Genomic DNA, 19,665 nt, shown 5'->3' with positions numbered 1-19,665 from the left:
AAAAAGACCCTCGCTTTCGCGCGAGGGTCTTTTACTGCCACCAGGCAGATATTACATCATGCCGCCCATGCCGCCCATGTCAGGCATGGATGGAGCTGCTTTTTCTTTTTCCGGTTTGTCAGCGACTGCTGCTTCCGTCGTGAGGAAGGAAGCAGCTACGCTGGCTGCATTTTGTACAGCAGAACGCGTAACCTTCGCTGGGTCAACGATACCTGCTTGCAGCATGTCTACCCATTCACCGGTTGCAGCGTTGTAGCCGAAGCCAACCTTCTCGTTCTTCAGGCGTTCAACGATGATAGACCCCTCAATACCTGCGTTCTCCGCGATTTGACGGACAGGTGCTTCAAGCGCCTTGCGAACGAGGTTGATACCCGTCAACTCGTCGCCTTCAGCCGTGAGGTTTTCAAGCGACTTGATGACGTTGACGAGCGCCGTACCGCCACCAGGGACGATACCCTCTTCAACTGCTGCACGCGTCGAGTTGAGCGCGTCTTCAATGCGCAACTTGCGTTCTTTCAACTCGGTCTCCGTTGCAGCGCCGACCTTGATCACTGCGACGCCACCAGACAATTTCGCCAGGCGCTCTTGCAGTTTCTCACGGTCGAAGTCAGAGGTGGTCTCTTCGATTTGGTTCTTGATTTGGTTGATGCGAGCGCTAATTTCAGCGCGGTCGCCACTACCATCGACGATGATGGTGTTTTCCTTGCTGACGCGAACCTGACGAGCACGACCCAGTTGCTCAATCGCCGTGTTCTTCAGCTCGAGGCCGAGTTCTTCACTGATGACTTGGCCGCCCGTCAATACAGCGATATCTTGCAGCATTGCCTTACGACGATCACCAAAGCCAGGCGCCTTCACAGCCACAGCGTTGAACGTACCGCGAATCTTGTTGACAACCAAAGTAGCCAACGCTTCGCCTTCAACGTCTTCCGCAATCAAGAGCAGCGGACGGCCGGATTGAACAACGCGTTCCAGCACCGGCAGAATTTCTTGGATGTTGCCGACTTTCTTGTCGGTGATGAGGATGTATGGCTCGTCGAGCACAGCTTCCATCTTGTCGGTGTCCGTCACCATGTACGGAGAGATGTAGCCGCGGTCGAATTGCATACCTTCAACGACTTCGAGCTCCGTCGTGAAGCCCTTGGATTCTTCAACCGTAATGACGCCGTCGTTGCCGACTTTCTCCATTGCTTCAGCAATCAGCGCACCGATTTCTTCAGCACCTGCGGAGATAGCAGCGACTTGCGCGATGTTCTCACGGCCTTGAACCGGCTTGGAGATGTTTGCAATCTCCGAAACGACAGCTGCTACAGCCTTGTCAATCCCGCGGCGAAGAACCATCGGGTTCGCACCAGCAGCGACGTTCTTCAGACCTTCGCGAATCATCGCTTGCGCGAGAACCGTCGCGGTCGTGGTACCGTCACCAGCGACATCGTTGGTCTTCGTTGCAACTTCTTTCACCAGTTGAGCGCCCATGTTTTCATAAGCGTCTTCCAGTTCGATTTCCTTCGCGATGGTCACACCGTCATTCGTGATGAGCGGGGAACCAAATTTCTTTTCCAACACGACGTTGCGGCCCTTTGGACCAAGGGTTACTTTGACGGCATCAGCCAGTGCATCCACACCTCGCAGCATTGCGCGGCGGGCTTCTTCACCAAAGCGGATTTCCTTTGCCATGTTTCGAACCTCCCTGACCGTATTATGTAGTCGACTTATTTCTCGACGATTGCCAAGATGTCGCTTTCACGCAAAATCAAGACTTCTTCGTTGTCCACTTTAATTTCCGTGCCAGCATACTTGGAGAAGATCACGCGGTCTCCGACTTTTACGTCGAGTTCGAAGCGCTTACCGTCTTCTACTTTACCTGGGCCAACTGCAAGGATTTCGCCTTCTTGCGGCTTTTCCTTTGCATTATCCGGAAGGAAAATGCCACTAGCGGTTTTTTCTTCACGTTCTACTGGACGTACCACAACGCGATCAGCGAGCGGCTTCAGCATGTGAACAACCTCCCTTAAATAGTTCATCAACTTTGTTAGCACTCTCGGTCAGTGAGTGCTAACACCATGGTCTATAATAAATCGTTCCCAAACAGAGTGCAACACGTTTTACAAACTTTTATTATTCGCGCCATATAAGTGGTTGCGTCGTCAAATGTCGAATTAAATCACCGATGTCGGATAGATGAAATTGCGAGAGTTGAACGCGCTCGTCGTGGTGAATGTCGCCTGTCCAACAAACCGCAACGGCCCCCGCGCCAACGCTATCCAGCAACGGGCGCAACTGATTCAAATCGCGCGCGACAAGAACCTTTGGCAATGGGCTGCGCTTGGCCCCTTCGACCACCAGCCAGTCCAGCTGTGCGCCCGTCGAAGCGATGGCGCCGATCATCGTGCGAATCCAGTCGGTGACGTCGGCGTCTTCACTCGCCCAATCGTGCAGCATCCAGCCGCGCCGACTGGCAATCATGGTCCACCGGGCGCCAGCCCGCGCCACTCGTTCCGTATCCGACCCGCGCTTCTCCCAATCCGTCGGATGGTCGGGACTATCGGCGTGGCCATCGTGTTTGATCACGCCGACCCCCGCACCACCACGGCGCAACCAAGCCACCAGCGCTTCGACGACCTGCGTCTTCCCCGCATCTTGGTAACCTACGACGGATATCAGCCGCACATCAGTCATTCAGCCAACCGCCCACGCCGAGCAGCGCGATATCGCGCTTGCGCACGCGCGTGCCAGCCAAGACGCGCGGCAGCAATACATCAAACGAGGTCCTGTCGTCGTGAATCACCGCGCCCGGCAAGCCAAAAATAGCCGCTTTCTCGCGATAGGCGAGCATCAGCATCGAACCGGGAATAATCGGCGTGCCATGCGTCACGACTTCCGTGGCGGCCGTGCGAATCGCACCAGGTGTCCGATCATCCGGATCAACCGACATCCCCCCGGTCACACAGACCAACGTCGCCCCTTGCTCACAAGCAGCTACAATCGCTGCGGCAATGGCCTCTGCATCGTCTCCGACAAACTCCTGGGCAGCCACCTGAATACCGAATTCCGCCAGTTTTTGACGCAATACAGGCCCTGATTTGTCTTCCACGCGGCCGCTTTGAATCTCGCTGCCCGTGGTCACGATGTGTACCCGCTGCGCACGGTAAGGCAACACGTCGATAATGCTGCGCCCACCGTGTGTCTCCTCGGCGATTAACTCGACCGCCCGAATTTTATCAGCGCCAATGACGAGGGGAATGGGTCGGACACTCGCCACCGCTTGCCCCTCGCGCACATGCGTGTAGGGTCGGCGTGTCGAGATAGAAATGTGCTCAATGCTATTCATTGTGGCCACGCGTCGCGCGTCCACCCACAACATCCCATCGTGTTTGGCTCGCAGCACGACCTTGCCTTCCTCGACCTCAGACTGTACGAGTCCATCGCCAGCCAGGGCGTTCGCCATCATCTGGGCCGCATCCTCTTCGTGCAATTCGCCCTCCTCGAGCTCAAGCACGTAAATGTGACGCTTTCCCATATCCAACAGTGTCGGGATATCTTCTTCACGAATGACGTGGCCGCGGCGAAATTGCCGCCCTTTGAAAACACCTGGGACGATTCGCGTCATATCGTGTGCCAACTGTAATCCGACAGCATCTTCGACTTGAACCTCACGACGTTTCAAACGCAGCCCTCCATGCCAACCAAGCTTCATAATCTTCCGGGGTGTGCACAGGTCGGATACGCCACTCCGGCGTCCCGTCTTCCAGTGCAACCGGAATGACGTTCAATCTATCCAATACGCCCATCAACCGCACCTGACCAGCCGCCACCGCATCCACAACCGCCGCAACCGCCCGGTGGCGGTAGCACGCAATCAGCGGTTGAATCCGCCCGTCGCGCACCAGCGCAGCGCCATCGGCGGCTTCAGAAGCCGCAAGCGCCGCATGGCACCGCTGCAGGACGTCGGCGGTGATGCCCGGCAAGTCTCCCGCGACAACCCCAACTGTGTTCGCCTCTTGAACGCGCGCTGACGTAAATACGTGGGCCAGTGCGGTGAGCGGCCCCGACCACGGCACTGCGTCCAATTGCCAGTCAATTTTATTCGCGCAAGATACTGGCAAATGCCGTGCCACCACATCCCTGACTGGCCCTGGCGCATGCGCGACAATCACGCAGTCGCACAGTGACGCCGCAACCGTCAAGACGTGCGCCAAAATCGGCGGCGACAGCGGTGCGCGTGGCAGCAACAGCTTGTCCCCCAAAGGTTGCATCCGGCGGCTTTGGCCACCCGCTACGACGACACAGACGTCGGGTCCCAACAGTTGACCACACCCTCTTCTGTAATCAGGTAATTCAGACGCCTATCGTGTGCAGCAACCGGCAGCGCCGCTCGTACCTGCCGCTGAAATCCAATGCCGACCGTGCAAACGTCCAACGCACCAGCCAGATATCGGTCGTAATAACCCCCACCGTACCCAAGCCGCCAACCTTCCTGGGTAAAACCGAGGCCCGGCACCAACAGAACATCCAACTGTTCCTTTTGCACGGGCAAAGCGTCGGCCGGTGGTTCCAGAATGCCATACGCGCCCGGCACGAGATGATGCGCTTTGTCGACGACGAACATCTCCATGGCGCCAAGCGCCTGGACGCGCGGATAGACGATGCGCCAGCCCCGCTCGCGGAGGCCTGCGAAGCATGCCGACACATCTACTTCACCTCGCACAGCGGCGTACAAACCTATCGTCAGCGGCTTGTCGCACGATTGCCGTGAACGGGCGTACCCCTCGCAAAAATCGAGAACGGCGGCGCAAATCGCCAGCTGTGCCCGATGTCTTTCATTTTCTGTTAAACTCATCCTATCGCGTTTTAACAACTGTCGCAAATGTTCCTTTTCCGCTTCAACAGTCAACAAATTCCCTGCTTCCACCAGAAGATAGCCGGCTCAGGAACCGGCATATGCTTCTGTATCTGGTTGATAGACATTGAGTTTCAAAAAGATCCACGGGGCGCCGACGGTTACCCACCAGCCGATGAGCAAGTCGCGCAAAAGGAGCCATGGCAAAACAGATTCCGTACTTTGTAATCCCCATTGTATCGCAACCATGCCGCCTACGCCGATGACGCCTGCACAAATTCGCTTCCACCAGACTGCTTCAATAGCACTGTGAATGAAACGGCGTTCAATCACAGAGCCGGTGCCGATGGCAAATAGATATGCCGCGTATTCAGCCCCGCGCGGATCATGGTTAAAATAGAACAAGACTGCGGGGAACAGAATGGCAAATGCCAACGCAAAGTGCCACGGAATGCCACGGTAGCTCCACCAGCGTCCAATTTGCCATCCGGCGTAACCGATGATAAGGCCCAACAGCCAGCCGAGCACGACGTCCATCGGCCAGTGCAAGCCTAGGTATACCCTCGATATACCAATCAGCAGGACGAGGGTCAACAGCGCGTAGCGCAGGACTCGTGTCGGAAGATACCGAACGAGGGACGCCCACAAGGTTATCGTCCCCTGCGCGTGCCCGCTCGGTGTCGATAAACCTGTCGCGGTGCTCAAATACAGGCTCCGGACGCCAGGGACTCCGATGGGACGAGCAATCTGAATGACCGATTTGAGCCAAGCGTTGAAAAACATGCTTGTCAAAAAGACATACGTCAGTCGCAAGCCAAATTGCCGGCTGAAGGCAAGGAAGACGATAGGTAAGATGATGAGATAGAACGACTCCGTTCCAAGGTAGGACAACACCGTTGCGACTTTGTCCAAAATCGGCGTGTGAAACGATTGAATCCATAGAATGAAGTGATACTGCCAACCAAAGCCAGCGGGCAGCGGAAACGTGTGCGTCGCCATCAGCGCTGTCCTCCTAACGTAGGCCTGTCTAGAATCCCAGTCGCTAGAGTGTATGAGATAAAGGGGAATCGATATGATTGTTTTGCAAGTAAGTCATGTGAAAAAGAGTTATGACACCGTCGATGTCCTCCTCGACGCGTCACTGAGTATCCGCACCGGCGACAAAGTAGGGCTTGTCGGAGGCAATGGTGCCGGCAAGTCGACACTCGTCCGAATCGTCACCGGACAGGAACAACCAGACGCTGGCCAAGTGACCTGGCGCGAAGGCACAACCGTCGGTTATGTGGCACAATTTGTCGATACATCAGAGGATAAAAGCGTATATGCCTTTGTCGCAGAGGCGCGTGCGCACCTCGAGCAAATGGAACAGGAACTCCGGAAATTAGAGCGGCAGATGGCGGATCAAGCTATCTATGAAGACGAAGCTCGCTTCGCACAGGTCAGCACCGCCTACGACACGCTGTCGAGGCGCTTTGAAGACGAAGGCGGCTATGCATGGCAAACCGACATTCGGCGTGTTTTGGCCGGTCTCCAATTCCCGAAGGAAATGCACGACATGCCCGTATCCTCCCTAAGTGGCGGTCAGAAAACCCGATTGTCGCTAGCTCGACTGTTGGCGACTGGCCCGGATTTACTCGTCCTCGACGAGCCGACCAACTACCTCGATACAGAGACGCTCACATGGCTCGAACAGTATTTAAAAGGGTACTCCGGCAGCGTCCTTGTGGTGTCGCACGACCGCTATTTTCTCGATCAAGTCACCACCCACACCGTCGAACTAGCCCAAGGCACGACGACGAGCTATACCGGCAACTACGAGGCATATATGGAGCAAAAGATGGAGGCGCGGTTGCAACAGGCAAAGCAATTCGCCCATCAACAAGAAGAAATCGCGAAATTGGAGACGTTCATCGCCAAGAACCTCGCGCGCGCGTCGACCACCAAACGCGCGCAAAGTCGGCGCAAGATGTTGGAGCGGATGGATCGAATTGAGCAACCCGACACCGACCCTGCCAAGGTACATCTGGCGTTCAGCGCCAACCGCCCGTCTGGGCGCGACGTCCTGCAAGTCAACGACCTGGCAATTGGTTATGGAGAGACCGTTTTGGCGCGAAATGTGTCGTTTCGCCTCGAACGCGGTATGCGGCTGGCTATCCTCGGCCCCAACGGCGTTGGCAAGAGTACGCTAATGAAGACGCTTTTGCACCAATTAAAACCGCTGCACGGGTCCATCGATGTGGGGCAACACGTCCAATTTGGCTATTACGACCAAGAACAGACGGACTTAAATCCGTCCAAAACCGTCCTCAGCCAAGTCTGGGACGAGCACCCCAACATGGACCGGACAACCGTGCGCGGCGCGCTCGCGCAGTTCCTCTTTCGCGGCAGCGACGTGGATAAGCCTGTGTCGGGGTTGAGTGGCGGTGAGCGCAGCCGACTCAATCTCTGTCGGCTCATGCTACAGCGCGCCAACACGCTATTCATGGACGAACCAACCAACCACTTGGATATTCCCAGCAAGGAAGCGCTCGAGAGCGCACTCATCGACTACGACGGGACCTTGCTCTTTATCTCGCATGATCGCTACTTTATCGATGCCATTGCCACACACGTAGGCGTCCTTTCAAAAGACGGCCTGACTCTCTACATCGGCAACTATACCGATTACCGGGAGAAATCAGCGGAAAATGACCGGCTGCAGGACATTGAGGAGAGCACCGCAGCTACAGCGACTGGAAGGGAGGCGCGCCAGGGCCGCAACACGAAAGACACGCGCGGCAATACCGCAAGGGGCAAAGCAACAGGCGAGGTGACAAGGCGCTCGGATGGTGACACAACATCAGCGCACACGTCGGGGGATCACAGCCCTGCGAACGCGCCTCGCCGCCGAATTCGCTCCTCAGATGTGCGCAAAGCACAGGAAGCTGTGGAGCGTTGGGAGCAGATATCCACAACCTGTGAGGTGGAGATGGAACAAGTGGCCACGGCCCTCTCGGAGGCCGCGCAAAATCAAGACCTGGAGCGGATTTACGAGTTAGAGGCCAAGCGAAAAGCGTTGGAAGAACAGCACGAAGAGGCGCTTGTCCGCTGGGAACAGGCTGCCCTGGAATTAGAAGCGTTGGAACAGGCGCTGGCGACGGACGGCGGATGAAGCCGCCCCATCGTCAGCGCGTCATCCACAGTCGAGGTGGACATATCCACACTATACACAGACTTATCCACAGACAAGTTCGGCGGCATTTCGAGGTTTTTCGACGTTTTTCCACAACATCCACAGCTGTGTAAATTCGACTTATACACAAAGCTGTGGATTTCCTCGCTCAAGCCGTTCCCCATCTCGCCATCGAGGTGAGCCGTTACGCCCACGATTGCCAGGTGTCGAGGGACAGTTGTGCGTATGCGTTGAGCGAGAGATCGCTCTCTTTGCCCTGCTGAAAGCGATAATACCCAGCGCTCGCAATCATTGCAGCGTTGTCCGTGCACCAACGAAGCGGCGGGAAGACGACCTCCACCCCAGTCGCCGAAGCGAGCGCGGTAAAGCGGGATCGGAGACCGCGGTTGGCCGCCACACCGCCCGCGACGACGAGCCGCTGGTAGCCCGTGTGGGCGAGCGCCCGCTTTGTCTTCTCCTCCAGCACGTCGATAACCGCGGCCTGAAAGCTCGCACACACGTCCTTTGCATCTATCTCCTCGCGTCGGTTCCGCTGCTTTGTGAGCGCGTTGTTGACGGCCGATTTTAGTCCGCTGAAGCTAAAATCGTAGCCCTCTTCATCCAACAGGCCACGCGGGAACGCATAGGCCTCTTTGTTTCCTTCGTGAGCGAGCTCGTCCACCTTCGGTCCACCCGGGTAGGCAAGCCCAATCAGCCTGGCGACTTTGTCGTAGGCCTCACCGGCGGCATCGTCGCGCGTCCCTCCGAGCTTGGTAAAGCAAAACTGCTCGTCCACCGTCAGCAATTCCGTGTGCCCACCAGACACGACGAGACACAGAAACGGAGGGCGAATCTGCGAATTGAGCGTTGCCGCCGCGACGTGACCGGCGATGTGGTGAACGCCAATCAATGGCTTGCCAGTCGCCAGCGCGTATCCCTTGGCGGCAGAGACGCCGACAAGGAGTGACCCTAACAGCCCTGGGCCGCAAGTCACCGCGATAGCGTCGACGTCATGCCATGTGCAGCCAGCTTCCCGGAACGTCTCATCGACGACGCGCGTGATGTCCTCGACGTGGTGGCGGGAAGCGACTTCCGGAACCACACCGCCAAAAGCGGCGTGAATCTGCATCTGCGTCGCAGTCACCTCGCTGATGAGCTCCCGACCATCTCGAACCAGTGCCGCCGACGTCTCGTCGCAACTTGTCTCAATGCCTAAAATGATCAAATTAGTTCTCCCCCGGCTGTCACTCTGTCCATCGGAGGTAAATCCACCCACATGATGATGGCATCCTCCTTGTTGTCGGTGTAATACCCTTTGCGCAACCCGACGCGCTCGAAACCGTACTTTCTGTACAAGTTCTGCGCCACCGTATTCGAGACGCGCACCTCCAAAGTCATCTTGCGCCCGCCATTGGCAGCACATAAGGACATCAGTGTGCGCAACAACTTGTCGCCTAGTTTGCGGCCGCGATAATCCGGATCTACCGCGATATTCGTCACATGCCCCTCGTCGAGAATCAACCACAAGCCGCCGTAGCCCACCACGCGGCCATCCAGTTCTGCGACCACATAGCGCGCGAGTTTATTCTCTACCAATTCACCAAGAAATGCGGCTCGCGACCACGGCGCCGTAAACGCACGGCGCTCGACTTGCAAGACCTGATCCAGGTCTTGCAGCAACATCCGACGAATGACCACATCTTCTACTGTACTCACGGTCGTTCGCCTCCTTTTTGCCGCGATTCCAGCTTTGCTTCTGCTTCTACAGGCAATGCGTAATAGGGTAAAACGGTGTGGATGCGCTCCCCTTCAAAAACAGGGTACTCGTCACGCAAGGCGAGCCGGAATAACGCGTCTGCAAACCGCGTGGAAACATCTCCCCACGACAGGGGCAACAAGTCCTCCGGAATATTTGTGAGCGCCAACTCCTCAGGTGGAAAGTCGTGAACGAGAACAGCCGGCACGGCAGACGTGTGTGCAGGGACCTGCGCCAGCCAGTCGGCAATCGGTTGAACCTGCGCCTCCGATCTCGACGCCAAACGGCCGCCCACAACCGTAAACCAGGCGCCAAACGCCCGATGGCGCCGCGCGAACAACAGAACCAATACCGAGACTTCCGCCGGCACTGGCAACCCCAACCCCGCCGCCAACGCAATCGCGTCGAGCGTCGGCACCGCCGTAAGCGGCACCTGCAGCGCGTGCGCCATCGCCTTGCCGGTGGCCACCGCCATCCGCACGCCAGTATACGATCCCGGCCCAACCCCCACACCGATTCGCTCCACTTCCCCGGGGTGAAAACCGGCCGACTGCATCACGAACGAAACCGACGGCTGCAACAAGCGCGAATGACCACGCGGTACACGTTGCGTGACTGCCGACAGCAGCGTCCCGTCCAAGCGACCAGCGGCGACCGCCATCGCGTCCGTGGCCGTATCCATCACAATCACGCCCATGCGTCCATCCACTCCTGCAAACGTTGTCGTGCCGCTGCACCTTCGGCGCGAACGCGAAGTTCCCGTGTCGTCGCGCGGATATCGTCATCCACCGCTTGTAAGCCGTGCGCAATGTCCACTGACAAATAGTCGTCTAAATCCGATTCAACGCCGCGCGCCCACTCAATCAACACCACACCAGACCCATCCAGATAATCGTCAAATCCGATTTGCGCCAACGCAGCCGGATGTAAAGTGACCACCTCAGCGGTCGGTTCGTCGTATAACCGATATAAATCCATATGAATCAAGGGCAGCCGCCCTTCATACTCGGCGACGAGCGTAAACGTCGGACTGGTCACAGGTTCCTCGACGCCAAGTCCCTGCGCAATCCCCTGCGCGAAGTGTGTCTTGCCGGCGCCAAGGGGGCCGCCGAGCAACACCACGTCGCCAGCCTGCAATACCCCGCCAAGACATACACCGAAGCGCCTTGTCTCATCTGGGCTCGTCGTTGTCATCAACCATTCGTTTGCCATTGTTGTCTCCCTTTGCGAGCTCACCAAAACGCAGCTTGCGTCCCCGCCGAGCACGCGCCCAAATCACGCATCATCGCGTTTAAAGTGATTGTATCCCTTCGGATCAAGCACTTCCATCTGACCATCCGGCCGCCGCATGACGACGCCATCCCCCTCATCAACGCGACCAATGCGGGTAATCGGCACGTTCATCGCGCTCGCCCCCGCCAAAAGCGTCGCAAACGCCCGATTCGAGGCCGCGCCCACCAACTCGTAGTCTTCTCCGCCGTACAAGGCGTACGACAGTGGATCCCGCTGCACACCACGCGCCAACTCAACGACCTCCGGCAACACTGGCAGCTTGTCTGCGTCAATCACGCACCGCACACCACTCGCCGCCGCAATCTCATTCAGTTCGCTCGCCAGGCCGTCACTCACGTCGTTGAGCGCATGCACGCCCGCTGTGGCACACAGGCTTCCGATGGCAACCCGAGGCTCTGGGCGCTGATGGCGTTCAATCAGGCACGCCTTCGAAATGTCAGACACCGACGTCGCTTCCTGCATCACTTGCAAGCCCGCACTCGATCCGCCGAGCCTCCCCGTGACGAACAGAATATCCCCCGGTCGCGCGCCAGATCTGGGAATCGGGTTCGCTGCCTCCCCGATGACGGTGGTCGTAATGACGAGCGGCCCACTCGTCGAGACGACGTCTCCGCCAATGACATGGCAGCCAAACCGCTCCGTCACTTCCCGGAATCCGTCGTATACCCGCTCCAGTCGCTCGGGCGCCCAGCCACTTGGAATCGCGATGGATACGACGGCGAACTTCGGCTGTCCGCCCATGGCTGCGATATCACTCACCGAAACCGCAAGCGACTTATATCCAAGGTTGTAATCCGTCAAGGTCGTCTCCAAAAAATGAACGCCCTCGACCATCGTATCGGTCGTCACAACAAAAGGCGCACCGCCTGTGCGCACGACGGCCGCGTCGTCCCCGATTCCCAAGAGCACATCCGCGCCTGGTTTTGGCAGTCGCCGGGCAAGCGCTGCAATCAGCCCAAACTCGTCCACCTGAGAAGTTCCTCCTGTCTTCCTGAACCTGCTGTCTATTCCATCATAACAGTGTCAAAAGGCATGTTCGACGCCTCTTGTCCATACATATGAATTTGAGTTGACATTGCGGGGTGCAAATATGGAATACATCATGACGTGGATTCACAGCATCACGTCGAGCATTGTGTCGCTCGGCTATCCAGGCGTCTATATTGCAATGGTCTTGGAGGGACTGGGCATGCCCTTCCCAGGGGACGCGTTTCTCGCGTTTTACGGCTATGCCGTCTCCGAACAGGAGATGAACGGCATAGCCGTGTGGTGTATCGGTTCACTCGGCTACTTCACCGGCGTCTCCATTATCTTTTGGCTCGTGCGCAAGTTCGGCATGCTCGTGCTCAATCCACTCTATCGTATTCACATCTTGAGCCCCGAACGCCTCGACCATACGTCGACCCTGATGCGGCGCTTCAGCCCACTCGTACTGATTCCGGGCCGTTTTCTGCCCGGCATCCGATCCCTCAGCACCTACGCCGCGGCCTTCGTCGACATGCCCTACAGCACCTTTACGGCGTATACCATTGTCGGATCCATCGTCTGGTGCGGCACGTGGATAGGCCTCGGCTTCTGGTTCGGCGAGAATGTCCAAACTTTGCTCAAGCACGTCCAGTCGACCTTGACGTGGGCCACGATTGTCATTGTCCTCCTGGCTCTGCTAGTCTTTATCATAAAGCGACTTCAATCGAAAACGAGGAGTGGGCAATGAGCCGTGCGCGTGGAGTGGTGTGTTCACAACGAAAAACTGGGTGTCCGAAAAACCATTGAGGAAGTCAAACACTGGCTGCAAAGCCAAGAGGCCGCCACCGCAAATCCTCCAGTGGTGGAATTTGAACGCTACGCCTGTGTGGAAGACTGCGCACAATGCGTCCGACAGCCATTCGTCCTCGTGAACCAGCGCGAATCTCTCACCGCCCCCTCCGGCGAAGAACTGACGAAACTGCTCCTTAACCGCATTCACGACCGACACAAACCATAGATTCACCAGGGTACATAGCCATCGTACATGCAAATCGGGTACCCCCAATTGGCCGGGGTACCCGATTCGTCACATTACGCGATAGTCGTCGTGTCCGTCTGCGTCTCCTGCGCAGGCAATGCCTTGACAAGCGCACCTTGCGGGAAGTTGAACACATTCTTGTTGACGATAGTCTGCACCGCGTTGTTCACGGCGCTCGCATCGATTGGTTGTTTCGGATTCGGGATGTTCACGCGGACCTTTTTATTCTGATCCGTCATAAACGACAAGTACAACGAAAACTTTGTCGCCACGTTCCTTCACCTCCCTCTTGCCGCCGCCTCCATACGCGACCTGGTGTCGGCACGCAGGCCGCCACGGCGCTCGCGCGACACAGGCCACTTCCGGCACCGTTCCAGCGTTGCTGAGTGACAAACTCCCGTTACCCACTTACGCGCCTGTCGTCGGTGAGGTGCTCGCAGATGCATCCTGCGTGATAACCACCTGATCCACCCGCGCAATCTGCACGAGCGGCTCACCAATGAGCGCTGCGAGTGCCTGGCCGACGGCGAGCAAGTCGTCGTCTGACGCGTTCATTGCGACATTCGCATAGTTCGTGTTGCGCATCTTCGGTTGACCACTGGCCGTGGTGCCGTTCTGCGTCTGAATTTGCAAAATGCGGCTGACTGGCGTTGTCTGTGCCATTTGTGTCGCCTCCTCTCTGCGCTGTGCGCACAAGAGGAAATGCACCTTCCGCTGGCAAACGGGGACAGGGACTGTGGGGAGCGATGATCGAATGCACAAGCGAGGTGCCGACCGGATCCATGAAGCGGATGACTACGATATCGCATAAGACAAGAAATCTGCGCTATTCCGGAATCGTCGTTATATTGGGAGATTTCAAGGCACCTAAAATACCTTATTTACTCAAAAGCTGCCCGAAAAGGTCAAAAACCCTCGATTAGCGCAGTTTTCATGTCTTATTGGCTCCAAAAACTGCGCGAATGCCTTAATAAGACACCACAAAGACACCACACACGGACATCCACGGGTGCACAGATGTCCAACGGCCCCGTCCGCTACGCAGGTCTCCGCATTATCTACTCACTCCGGCATCCGATGCCAGCATGTGCCGCTTCTCAGACCGCTCGCTCGAAACGCAGAACGTTCCAGTGAGCGGTCTCTGTGAGAAGCGGGACGCTACCTCAGCACAATCAAAAACTGGGCAGCCACATTACTTTCCAACGCCGTTCACCAAGGACATGGGTACATCACTCGACGGGCCAGGCGCCGTTGTCGTTGCACGACCTCCTCGTGTGCCGCTGGTTTGCGAGGTCGCTGTGATGAACTGGGGCACTTGTTCCACGTACCGTTTGGCCTGGGAAGCAAAACCGTTGAGCGCCTGCTGCTCCTGTGCCGACGTGAGTTTCCCATCCTTCACCTGTTCATCTAGCTGCACCTTTAAAGACGCCTCTATCTTGCCAATCAGCGATTGTTCTGAAATACCTTGCTGCTGTGCGACATCGGCAATCGATTCGCCTGCGTGAAAGTCTTTTAGAAGTGTCGCTTCATTGATGCCAAGCGCCGAGGCAACTGTGGCGTAGTCGGGAATCGCACTGCTGATGATCGCGATGCCGCTGGATTCCGAACGAACGTCCAGCGGAACGCTCGATGCCTGCAAGGAGATGGTCTCTGTACTCGTTGTCGTTCTAGAACCTGTGTTCGCAAAAAACGGTAGAAGCACCTGCAAACAGCACGCTTGTCACGACTAAACCGCCCACTACACGACTTGCCACTCTTCCAGCCCATACGGTATTCATGTCCATCACTCCTGTGTTGGGAAATATCTTACGCCGTCCAATGTACATACAATTTGTGGCAATCGCTGAAAGAAAATGTGGAAAAATGATGGCACCACGCGCTCGTAGATAAGGCTTCAGTATAATAAAAATGGTATGAAATCTCGGGAGGTATTTGATGAACGAAACAGTCATCGCCGTTGCGGATGATGATCTTCATATACGTGAACTCGTCGCAGCCTATTTGGAAAAAGAGAATTATCGTACCATCGCGCTGGCGAGCGCAGAGGAAGCTTGGGAGCTTTTAAAGACTACCACGCCCGATATGTGGATTCTCGACATTATGCTTCCGGGAATGGATGGCTACGAATTCTGTATGCGCATACGCGCCGAAGCGGAGGTACCCATCATTTTGATCTCGGCCCGAGACAGCGAAGTCGACAAGGTTTTGGGACTGAATGTCGGTGGCGACGACTACATGGTAAAGCCATTCAGCCCGCGCGAACTGGTCGCCCGGTTGACTAGTAAAGAATTTGGGTTGATGCGGACGTTGATTGAGCACCCAAACCGCCCTTTCAGCAGACAAGAACTGCTGAAAGGGAGACGTAACATGCGGCTGTTCAATCAGATCAACCTAGCTTTTGGCACGCTGCTCGTCGTCGTGTTGACCATCATGGGTATCACGTTTCACTATGTGCTCAGAGACAATCTGGTGTCTGCCCAAGCGAAAAATATGGGGCAACTAGGCATCACGTTGACTCAAACCCCGACGTTAACCGTAGCAAACAGTGCACTGCCCGCGAGTACCACCGTCGTGGCCGTGCCATCGACCACCGTTGCTTCCGTCGTAAACGGCGGCGCGACGAATTCCAACACAACAACACGGACAACGCCAAATGCCCGAGACGGCCAAGCCACTCCCATCTTTTCGACCGCACCAAATGCGTCATTAGTGACCACTCGCAACATTACAAATGGCACGATCACGCTGAAAATGCCACTCCACATCATCTACTCCATAGAGCACTCCCTGTTGATACCGCTCGTCATCGTTCTGTGCGTCGGTGGTGCTGTAGCTTTTTTGCTTAGCTTAATTGTGACAAGAAAACTGGTTCGGCCATTGACGCAACTGCGAAACGAATTGCGGAAGGTAGAAAACCAAAAGTTCTCGCAAGTGCAATTGATTCACGCAGGCGGAGAGATCGGCGAAGTGGCTCAAACCATATTTGAAATGGCGAAGAAATTAGACGCCTATCATCGGGCCCAACGTGAATTTACGCAAAATGCCTCGCATGAGCTAAAAACACCACTCATGTCCATCTCCGGCTATGCGGAAGGCATTCGAGACGAAGTCTTCCAAGGTGACAAAGTGAAAAAGGGATTGGATGTCATCATTCAGGAAAGCAATCGATTGGGGAAAATCGTTGCCGAGATGACGCTCCTGGCTAAGCTGGACAGCGAAGATGGAATTTTTCAATGGTCGTCAGTGAATGTAAAGGATATCGTCTCCGAGACAATTGAACGAATCTATCCATTGCTGACAAAACGAGGCCTGTCTGTGCGTACCACGTTCACCGAGGATGCAGACCAGCAATTGGTGATTCATGCGGACAGGGACAAATTGTTACAGGCGCTCATCAATGTCGTAGGGAATTCCGTCAAATATGCCAAAAGGCAAATCCAGATCAAGGTCAGCTTAATCCGCAACGATATTGAAATCTCCATCACGGATGATGGAGACGGCATTCCAGAGACATTGCTACCACATGTGTTTCATCGTTTCGTCAGAGGGAAAGATGGCGAAACCGGCCTGGGACTGGCGATCTCGAGAGCCATTGTCGAACGTTGCGGTGGCGTCATCACTGCTCAAAACCTCGATACAGGCGGAGCAAACGTGATGATGCGCTTCCCTGTGTCTGCTTGAAAGCGAACGTTTTCGGCATTACGTTGTTGAATCAACCAATCTCCGAAATTCGAATTTGAGTGCAACTGCTACAAATTTGCGCCTCATACGTCTAATGAAGTGTACAGACGAAGTGTACAGAGTGAGGTGATTCATCAACGTGCACAATCCACTGACCGCGCAAGAGTCCATTCGATCATTCTATGAACTGTATTCAGACGATATCTATCGATACGCAAAGCTCACGCTCGGAGATTCAAATGACGCATACGACGTGGTTCAAGAAGTGTTCTTAAGAGCCTTCCGTTCCTGGGATAGTTATCGAGAAACTTCAAGTCCAAGAACGTGGTTAATGTCTATTGCAAGAAATTTTATATTTGATGTCTTTCGGAAGAAGCGGACACAGAGAAAAATTGTAGCTCCATCCGAAATACCAGAAGTTGCAATTCCTGAGTCGAGTGCGGGAATAGCCGTCGTTGCTGGATGTGTGGGTTATCGCGTACACAATGAAAACGCAAAACTGTCACCTAGTCCTGTAACCACTGCTACATCCAACACTGTTCGCCAGCCTTCTAAAAAACCTGATTCACCTTCGACCAAAATAACCAGGGAACAGTGGGATCCAACCGTAAGATTTACGAACGGGGAAGGGAATGTAAAAAAACTCGCGAAGTTTCATGTCACAGTTCCTGAAGTACCAAAAGGGTACAGTATGAAGATGAAATTGTTACAAACAACCGGGTATATCCCGCAACAAGTATGGTTCACGCTCTCAAATGGGAATGAAGAGGAAGACATTACGCTGCAAGAGTTCCCGCGCCCTAGTATCTCTCCGTGGGCGACAGATCCTCTGGGTCCCTCACGAGACGTAAAGACGATTGACATAAATGGAACTTCAGTCACCATGTTATTATCCGTTCACAACACTTACAGTGAATATCGGTTTGTAAGTAACGGCATGTGTTACCAGGTCGAAGGTCCGGTGTCACCTGCCAAACAGGTGATGATCTCGCTAATCCAAACGCCTAAATATCTCAATTAACATCAGAATGTCCCGCAAAAAATGATATGGCGCCCGCCCCACTGAGCGGACGCCAAATTCCTCGTCCTCACGCGTTTGGACCATAATCCGATGCGATAGTCTGATCTACCCCGTTATAAACCTTTGCCGCCCGGAATACCAACGTCAATACGACCGTGACGACGATGTTTAAAATCAATGCCCAAATTCCGGCGTATGCGGACACAGAGGCCCCAAACCAATGAATGGCGTAGGTCGTCGATTTATAACCGGTCGATCCCCACATATAAATGCCGTACAAGATTCCAACCAGCCAGCCAATAAGCAGCGCTCGGCGATGAAACCATCCCGTATACAGCGTGAACACGAGCGCGGGCACCGTTTGAAGGATGAGAATGCCCCCCACTTGCTGCAAAGAGATGGCATACTGCTGCGGGAATCCGAGAATAAACACCAACGCGCCAACCTTGACCAGCAAGGATACCACCTTGGCCACATTCGCCTCGTGTTTTTCCGAGGACTGTTTGTGAAAAAAGGCCCGGTAGATATTGCGCGTAAACAGGTTCGATGCGGCGATCGACATGATGGCGGCAGGGACCAGTGCTCCAATGGCGATCGCGGCGAACGCAAAGCCCGCAAACCACCCTGGAAACTCCTTGAGGAACAGAAGCGGAACGGCCTGGTTGGTGTTGCTCGTGTGAATGCCTACAGCAAGCGCCATCAACCCGAGCAGTGTGATGAGGCCGAGGCCAAATGTATACGCCGGCAGCAGCGCCATGTTCTTCTTGATGGTTCTCCGGCTGTCCGCGCTGAAAATACCCGTTAGCGTATGTGGGTATACATACGCTGCGAGAGCGGATCCCAATGCCAACGTCGCGTACAGCGTAGCACTCTGATTCGGGAGAATTAACGCACCTGGCGGATTGTGCGTCGCCAGTGCAGTTTGCGCCACTGCAAACATGCGATGGAAACCGCCCAGCTTAATAGGAATGACCACCACTGCCACAATGACCGTAATGTAAATCATCAAATCCTTCACAATCGCGATGAGCGCGGGCGCACGCAGCCCACTGGTCAACGTATACAAAGCCAACACGACAAACGCGACGATGAGCGGCCATTCGCCTTGCAGGCCCATGGCGCTGATCACGGCTTGCATGCCGGCCAACTGCAACGCGATGTAGGGCATGACCGCAACAATGCCTGTGACGGCAACGGCCAAGGCCAGCCACCTATCGCCAAAGCGGCCCGCCACGTAATCGGCGGCTGTGACGTAGCCGTGTTTCTTACAAACAGACCACAGTCTTGGAAGGATAAGAAAAAAGATAGGATAGACCACAATTGTATATGGAACCGCGTAAAAAGCCAGTGCGCCCGCTCCGTACATCAACGCCGGCACCGCAATAAACGTATAGGCGGTATAAAAGTCCCCGCCCACCAAAAACCAGGTGACAAGCGTCCCAAACCGCCGTCCCGCGAGTCCCCACTCCTCGATGGAATCGAGGCTGCCCCTGCGCCAACGGGCGGCAAGAAACCCAACGACGGTGACCAAGACAAAAAACGCAATAAAGACGGAAAGCGCAGTCCACTGCATGACAGATGTTCCCCCTTTCCCCTATATGCGGGCTATTCGTTCTTCGTGATGGCATACACAATCAGGGTAATCACCGAACTAATGATGACCCACAACATTTGGTACCAATAGAAAAAGGGAATCCCCCAGAGTTCAGGCGTCTCTGACGAATAAATTGGAGGAATCAGCGTCCCAACGAGTGGCAGCAACAAAAGCAGATACCACCAGCGGCTTCTCCTCTTCTCACCGACCTGATTCACGTCGACACCCCCTTCCCGCAAGCAAGTGGACAACGCTAACAGGAAGCGCTTTCATCTATCCACTTCCGGTTTCGATTATATTGCAAACGCGAATTTCGTCAAACGA

General features: G+C 55.4%; 22 protein-coding genes and 1 pseudogene. 6 read left to right on the top strand and 17 right to left on the bottom strand.

Annotated elements, in window-relative coordinates; translation table 11 throughout:
• Positions 1-51 precede the first annotated feature (51 nt).
• The 7 genes from groL to K1I37_RS04000 form a co-directional block, all read right to left on the bottom strand.
• The gene (gene groL / locus K1I37_RS04030) at positions 52-1,677 is read right to left on the bottom strand and encodes a chaperonin GroEL (RefSeq protein WP_021297408.1); all 1,626 of its coding nucleotides are present in this window, start codon (positions 1,675-1,677) and stop codon (positions 52-54) included.
• 35 nt (positions 1,678-1,712) lie between these two features.
• Complete coding sequence (groES, locus tag K1I37_RS04025; RefSeq protein WP_021297407.1) at positions 1,713-1,997, bottom strand: co-chaperone GroES; 285 nt, start codon at positions 1,995-1,997, stop codon at positions 1,713-1,715.
• Positions 1,998-2,118: 121 nt separating this feature from the next.
• Complete coding sequence (locus tag K1I37_RS04020; RefSeq protein WP_021297406.1) at positions 2,119-2,679, bottom strand: molybdopterin-guanine dinucleotide biosynthesis protein B; 561 nt, start codon at positions 2,677-2,679, stop codon at positions 2,119-2,121.
• Complete coding sequence (locus tag K1I37_RS04015; protein WP_407653197.1) at positions 2,672-3,697, bottom strand: molybdopterin-binding protein; 1,026 nt, start codon at positions 3,695-3,697, stop codon at positions 2,672-2,674. Before K1I37_RS04015 ends, K1I37_RS04020 begins: the two co-directional genes overlap by 8 nt.
• Positions 3,654-4,304, bottom strand: a complete 651-nt coding sequence (gene mobA / locus K1I37_RS04010) for a molybdenum cofactor guanylyltransferase (protein ID WP_031218977.1) — start codon at positions 4,302-4,304, stop codon at positions 3,654-3,656. The genes K1I37_RS04015 and mobA overlap by 44 nt, the downstream gene beginning before the upstream one ends.
• The gene (locus K1I37_RS04005; RefSeq protein WP_021297403.1) at positions 4,277-4,897 is read right to left on the bottom strand and encodes a 5-formyltetrahydrofolate cyclo-ligase; all 621 of its coding nucleotides are present in this window, start codon (positions 4,895-4,897) and stop codon (positions 4,277-4,279) included. The genes mobA and K1I37_RS04005 overlap by 28 nt, the downstream gene beginning before the upstream one ends.
• Before the next feature lie 30 nt (positions 4,898-4,927).
• The gene (locus tag K1I37_RS04000) at positions 4,928-5,839 is read right to left on the bottom strand and encodes a phosphatase PAP2 family protein (RefSeq protein WP_242215983.1); all 912 of its coding nucleotides are present in this window, start codon (positions 5,837-5,839) and stop codon (positions 4,928-4,930) included.
• A 73-nt stretch (positions 5,840-5,912) separates the two neighbouring features.
• Here K1I37_RS04000 and K1I37_RS03995 point away from each other — a divergent pair, with 73 nt between their 5' ends.
• Positions 5,913-7,991: an ABC-F family ATP-binding cassette domain-containing protein gene (locus K1I37_RS03995; RefSeq protein ID WP_021297401.1), complete on the top strand. Its 2,079-nt coding sequence runs from the start codon at positions 5,913-5,915 to the stop codon at positions 7,989-7,991.
• 205 nt (positions 7,992-8,196) lie between these two features.
• Here K1I37_RS03995 and tsaD read toward each other — a convergent pair whose 3' ends face one another.
• The 5 genes from tsaD to thiL all read right to left on the bottom strand — a co-directional run bounded on the left by tsaD (position 8,197) and on the right by thiL (position 12,009).
• Positions 8,197-9,216 carry a tRNA (adenosine(37)-N6)-threonylcarbamoyltransferase complex transferase subunit TsaD gene (gene tsaD, locus K1I37_RS03990; protein ID WP_021297400.1) on the bottom strand — a complete coding sequence of 340 codons (1,020 nt, stop codon included), beginning with the start codon at positions 9,214-9,216 and terminating at the stop codon, positions 8,197-8,199.
• Positions 9,213-9,674, bottom strand: coding sequence for a ribosomal protein S18-alanine N-acetyltransferase (gene rimI, locus K1I37_RS03985; protein WP_051189532.1), 462 nt, complete (start codon positions 9,672-9,674; stop codon positions 9,213-9,215). The genes tsaD and rimI overlap by 4 nt, the downstream gene beginning before the upstream one ends.
• Positions 9,675-9,703: 29 nt before the next feature.
• Positions 9,704-10,444, bottom strand: coding sequence for a tRNA (adenosine(37)-N6)-threonylcarbamoyltransferase complex dimerization subunit type 1 TsaB (tsaB, locus tag K1I37_RS03980; RefSeq protein WP_021297398.1), 741 nt, complete (start codon positions 10,442-10,444; stop codon positions 9,704-9,706).
• Positions 10,435-10,959 carry a tRNA (adenosine(37)-N6)-threonylcarbamoyltransferase complex ATPase subunit type 1 TsaE gene (gene tsaE / locus K1I37_RS03975; RefSeq protein WP_021297397.1) on the bottom strand — a complete coding sequence of 175 codons (525 nt, stop codon included), beginning with the start codon at positions 10,957-10,959 and terminating at the stop codon, positions 10,435-10,437. The genes tsaB and tsaE overlap by 10 nt, the downstream gene beginning before the upstream one ends.
• A 63-nt stretch (positions 10,960-11,022) precedes the next feature.
• Entirely contained in the window at positions 11,023-12,009 is a 987-nt protein-coding gene (gene thiL / locus K1I37_RS03970; protein ID WP_021297396.1) for a thiamine-phosphate kinase, read from the bottom strand.
• Positions 12,010-12,130: 121 nt separating this feature from the next.
• On the opposite strand from thiL, the gene K1I37_RS03965 reads away from it, so the two are divergent.
• Both K1I37_RS03965 and K1I37_RS03960 read left to right on the top strand, forming a co-directional pair.
• A complete protein-coding gene (locus K1I37_RS03965; RefSeq protein WP_021297395.1) occupies positions 12,131-12,754 on the top strand; it encodes a DedA family protein in 624 nt (207 codons plus the stop codon).
• Between the two features lie 9 nt (positions 12,755-12,763).
• On the top strand, positions 12,764-13,024 hold the full coding sequence (locus K1I37_RS03960; protein WP_161624369.1) for a DUF1450 domain-containing protein: 261 nt from the start codon (positions 12,764-12,766) through the stop codon (positions 13,022-13,024).
• 74 nt (positions 13,025-13,098) lie between these two features.
• On the opposite strand, the gene K1I37_RS03955 is transcribed toward K1I37_RS03960, so the two are convergent.
• From K1I37_RS03955 to K1I37_RS03945, 3 genes are all read right to left on the bottom strand, one after another.
• Positions 13,099-13,317 carry a DUF2922 domain-containing protein gene (locus K1I37_RS03955; protein WP_021297393.1) on the bottom strand — a complete coding sequence of 73 codons (219 nt, stop codon included), beginning with the start codon at positions 13,315-13,317 and terminating at the stop codon, positions 13,099-13,101.
• A 136-nt stretch (positions 13,318-13,453) separates the two neighbouring features.
• Entirely contained in the window at positions 13,454-13,708 is a 255-nt protein-coding gene (locus tag K1I37_RS03950; RefSeq protein ID WP_021297392.1) for a DUF1659 domain-containing protein, read from the bottom strand.
• Positions 13,709-14,237: 529 nt separating this feature from the next.
• Complete coding sequence (locus tag K1I37_RS03945; RefSeq protein ID WP_152498826.1) at positions 14,238-14,753, bottom strand: hypothetical protein; 516 nt, start codon at positions 14,751-14,753, stop codon at positions 14,238-14,240.
• Between the two features lie 227 nt (positions 14,754-14,980).
• Between K1I37_RS03945 and K1I37_RS03940 the strand changes: the two are divergent.
• The 3 genes and pseudogenes from K1I37_RS03940 to K1I37_RS03930 form a co-directional block, all read left to right on the top strand.
• A pseudogene (locus tag K1I37_RS03940) lies at positions 14,981-15,397 on the top strand (response regulator transcription factor); the annotation flags it as partial.
• 15 nt (positions 15,398-15,412) lie between these two features.
• The gene (locus tag K1I37_RS21610; RefSeq protein ID WP_031218974.1) at positions 15,413-16,726 is read left to right on the top strand and encodes a sensor histidine kinase; all 1,314 of its coding nucleotides are present in this window, start codon (positions 15,413-15,415) and stop codon (positions 16,724-16,726) included.
• A gap of 139 nt (positions 16,727-16,865) precedes the next feature.
• Entirely contained in the window at positions 16,866-17,747 is an 882-nt protein-coding gene (locus K1I37_RS03930) for an RNA polymerase sigma factor (protein ID WP_021297389.1), read from the top strand.
• A 67-nt stretch (positions 17,748-17,814) separates the two neighbouring features.
• Here the strand turns inward: K1I37_RS03930 and mctP are convergent, their stop codons facing one another.
• Complete coding sequence (gene mctP, locus K1I37_RS03925; protein WP_021297388.1) at positions 17,815-19,320, bottom strand: monocarboxylate uptake permease MctP; 1,506 nt, start codon at positions 19,318-19,320, stop codon at positions 17,815-17,817.
• 32 nt (positions 19,321-19,352) lie between these two features.
• Positions 19,353-19,559: a DUF3311 domain-containing protein gene (locus tag K1I37_RS03920; RefSeq protein ID WP_021297387.1), complete on the bottom strand. Its 207-nt coding sequence runs from the start codon at positions 19,557-19,559 to the stop codon at positions 19,353-19,355.
• Positions 19,560-19,665: the final 106 nt, after the last annotated feature.

It is taken from the genome of Alicyclobacillus acidoterrestris, from assembly GCF_022674245.1.
Taxonomy (GTDB): Bacteria; Bacillota; Bacilli; order Alicyclobacillales; family Alicyclobacillaceae; genus Alicyclobacillus; species Alicyclobacillus acidoterrestris.
The sequence above is the reverse complement of the archived record's forward strand: the minus strand, read 5'-3'. Positions and strand labels throughout refer to the sequence as shown.

Coding starts and splice junctions, on each gene's coding strand:
- groL (WP_021297408.1), bottom strand. CDS start 1,677: ATGGCAAAGGAAATCCGCTTTGGTGAAGAAGCCCGCCGCGCAATGCTG.
- groES (WP_021297407.1), bottom strand. CDS start 1,997: ATGCTGAAGCCGCTCGCTGATCGCGTTGTGGTACGTCCAGTAGAACGT.
- K1I37_RS04020 (WP_021297406.1), bottom strand. CDS start 2,679: ATGACTGATGTGCGGCTGATATCCGTCGTAGGTTACCAAGATGCGGGG.
- K1I37_RS04015 (WP_407653197.1), bottom strand. CDS start 3,697: ATGAAGCTTGGTTGGCATGGAGGGCTGCGTTTGAAACGTCGTGAGGTT.
- K1I37_RS04000 (WP_242215983.1), bottom strand. CDS start 5,839: ATGGCGACGCACACGTTTCCGCTGCCCGCTGGCTTTGGTTGGCAGTAT.
- K1I37_RS03995 (WP_021297401.1), top strand. CDS start 5,913: ATGATTGTTTTGCAAGTAAGTCATGTGAAAAAGAGTTATGACACCGTC.
- rimI (WP_051189532.1), bottom strand. CDS start 9,674: ATGTTGCTGCAAGACCTGGATCAGGTCTTGCAAGTCGAGCGCCGTGCG.
- tsaB (WP_021297398.1), bottom strand. CDS start 10,444: ATGGGCGTGATTGTGATGGATACGGCCACGGACGCGATGGCGGTCGCC.
- tsaE (WP_021297397.1), bottom strand. CDS start 10,959: ATGGCAAACGAATGGTTGATGACAACGACGAGCCCAGATGAGACAAGG.
- K1I37_RS03965 (WP_021297395.1), top strand. CDS start 12,131: ATGGAATACATCATGACGTGGATTCACAGCATCACGTCGAGCATTGTG.
- K1I37_RS03950 (WP_021297392.1), bottom strand. CDS start 13,708: ATGGCACAGACAACGCCAGTCAGCCGCATTTTGCAAATTCAGACGCAG.
- K1I37_RS21610 (WP_031218974.1), top strand. CDS start 15,413: ATGCGGCTGTTCAATCAGATCAACCTAGCTTTTGGCACGCTGCTCGTC.
- mctP (WP_021297388.1), bottom strand. CDS start 19,320: ATGCAGTGGACTGCGCTTTCCGTCTTTATTGCGTTTTTTGTCTTGGTC.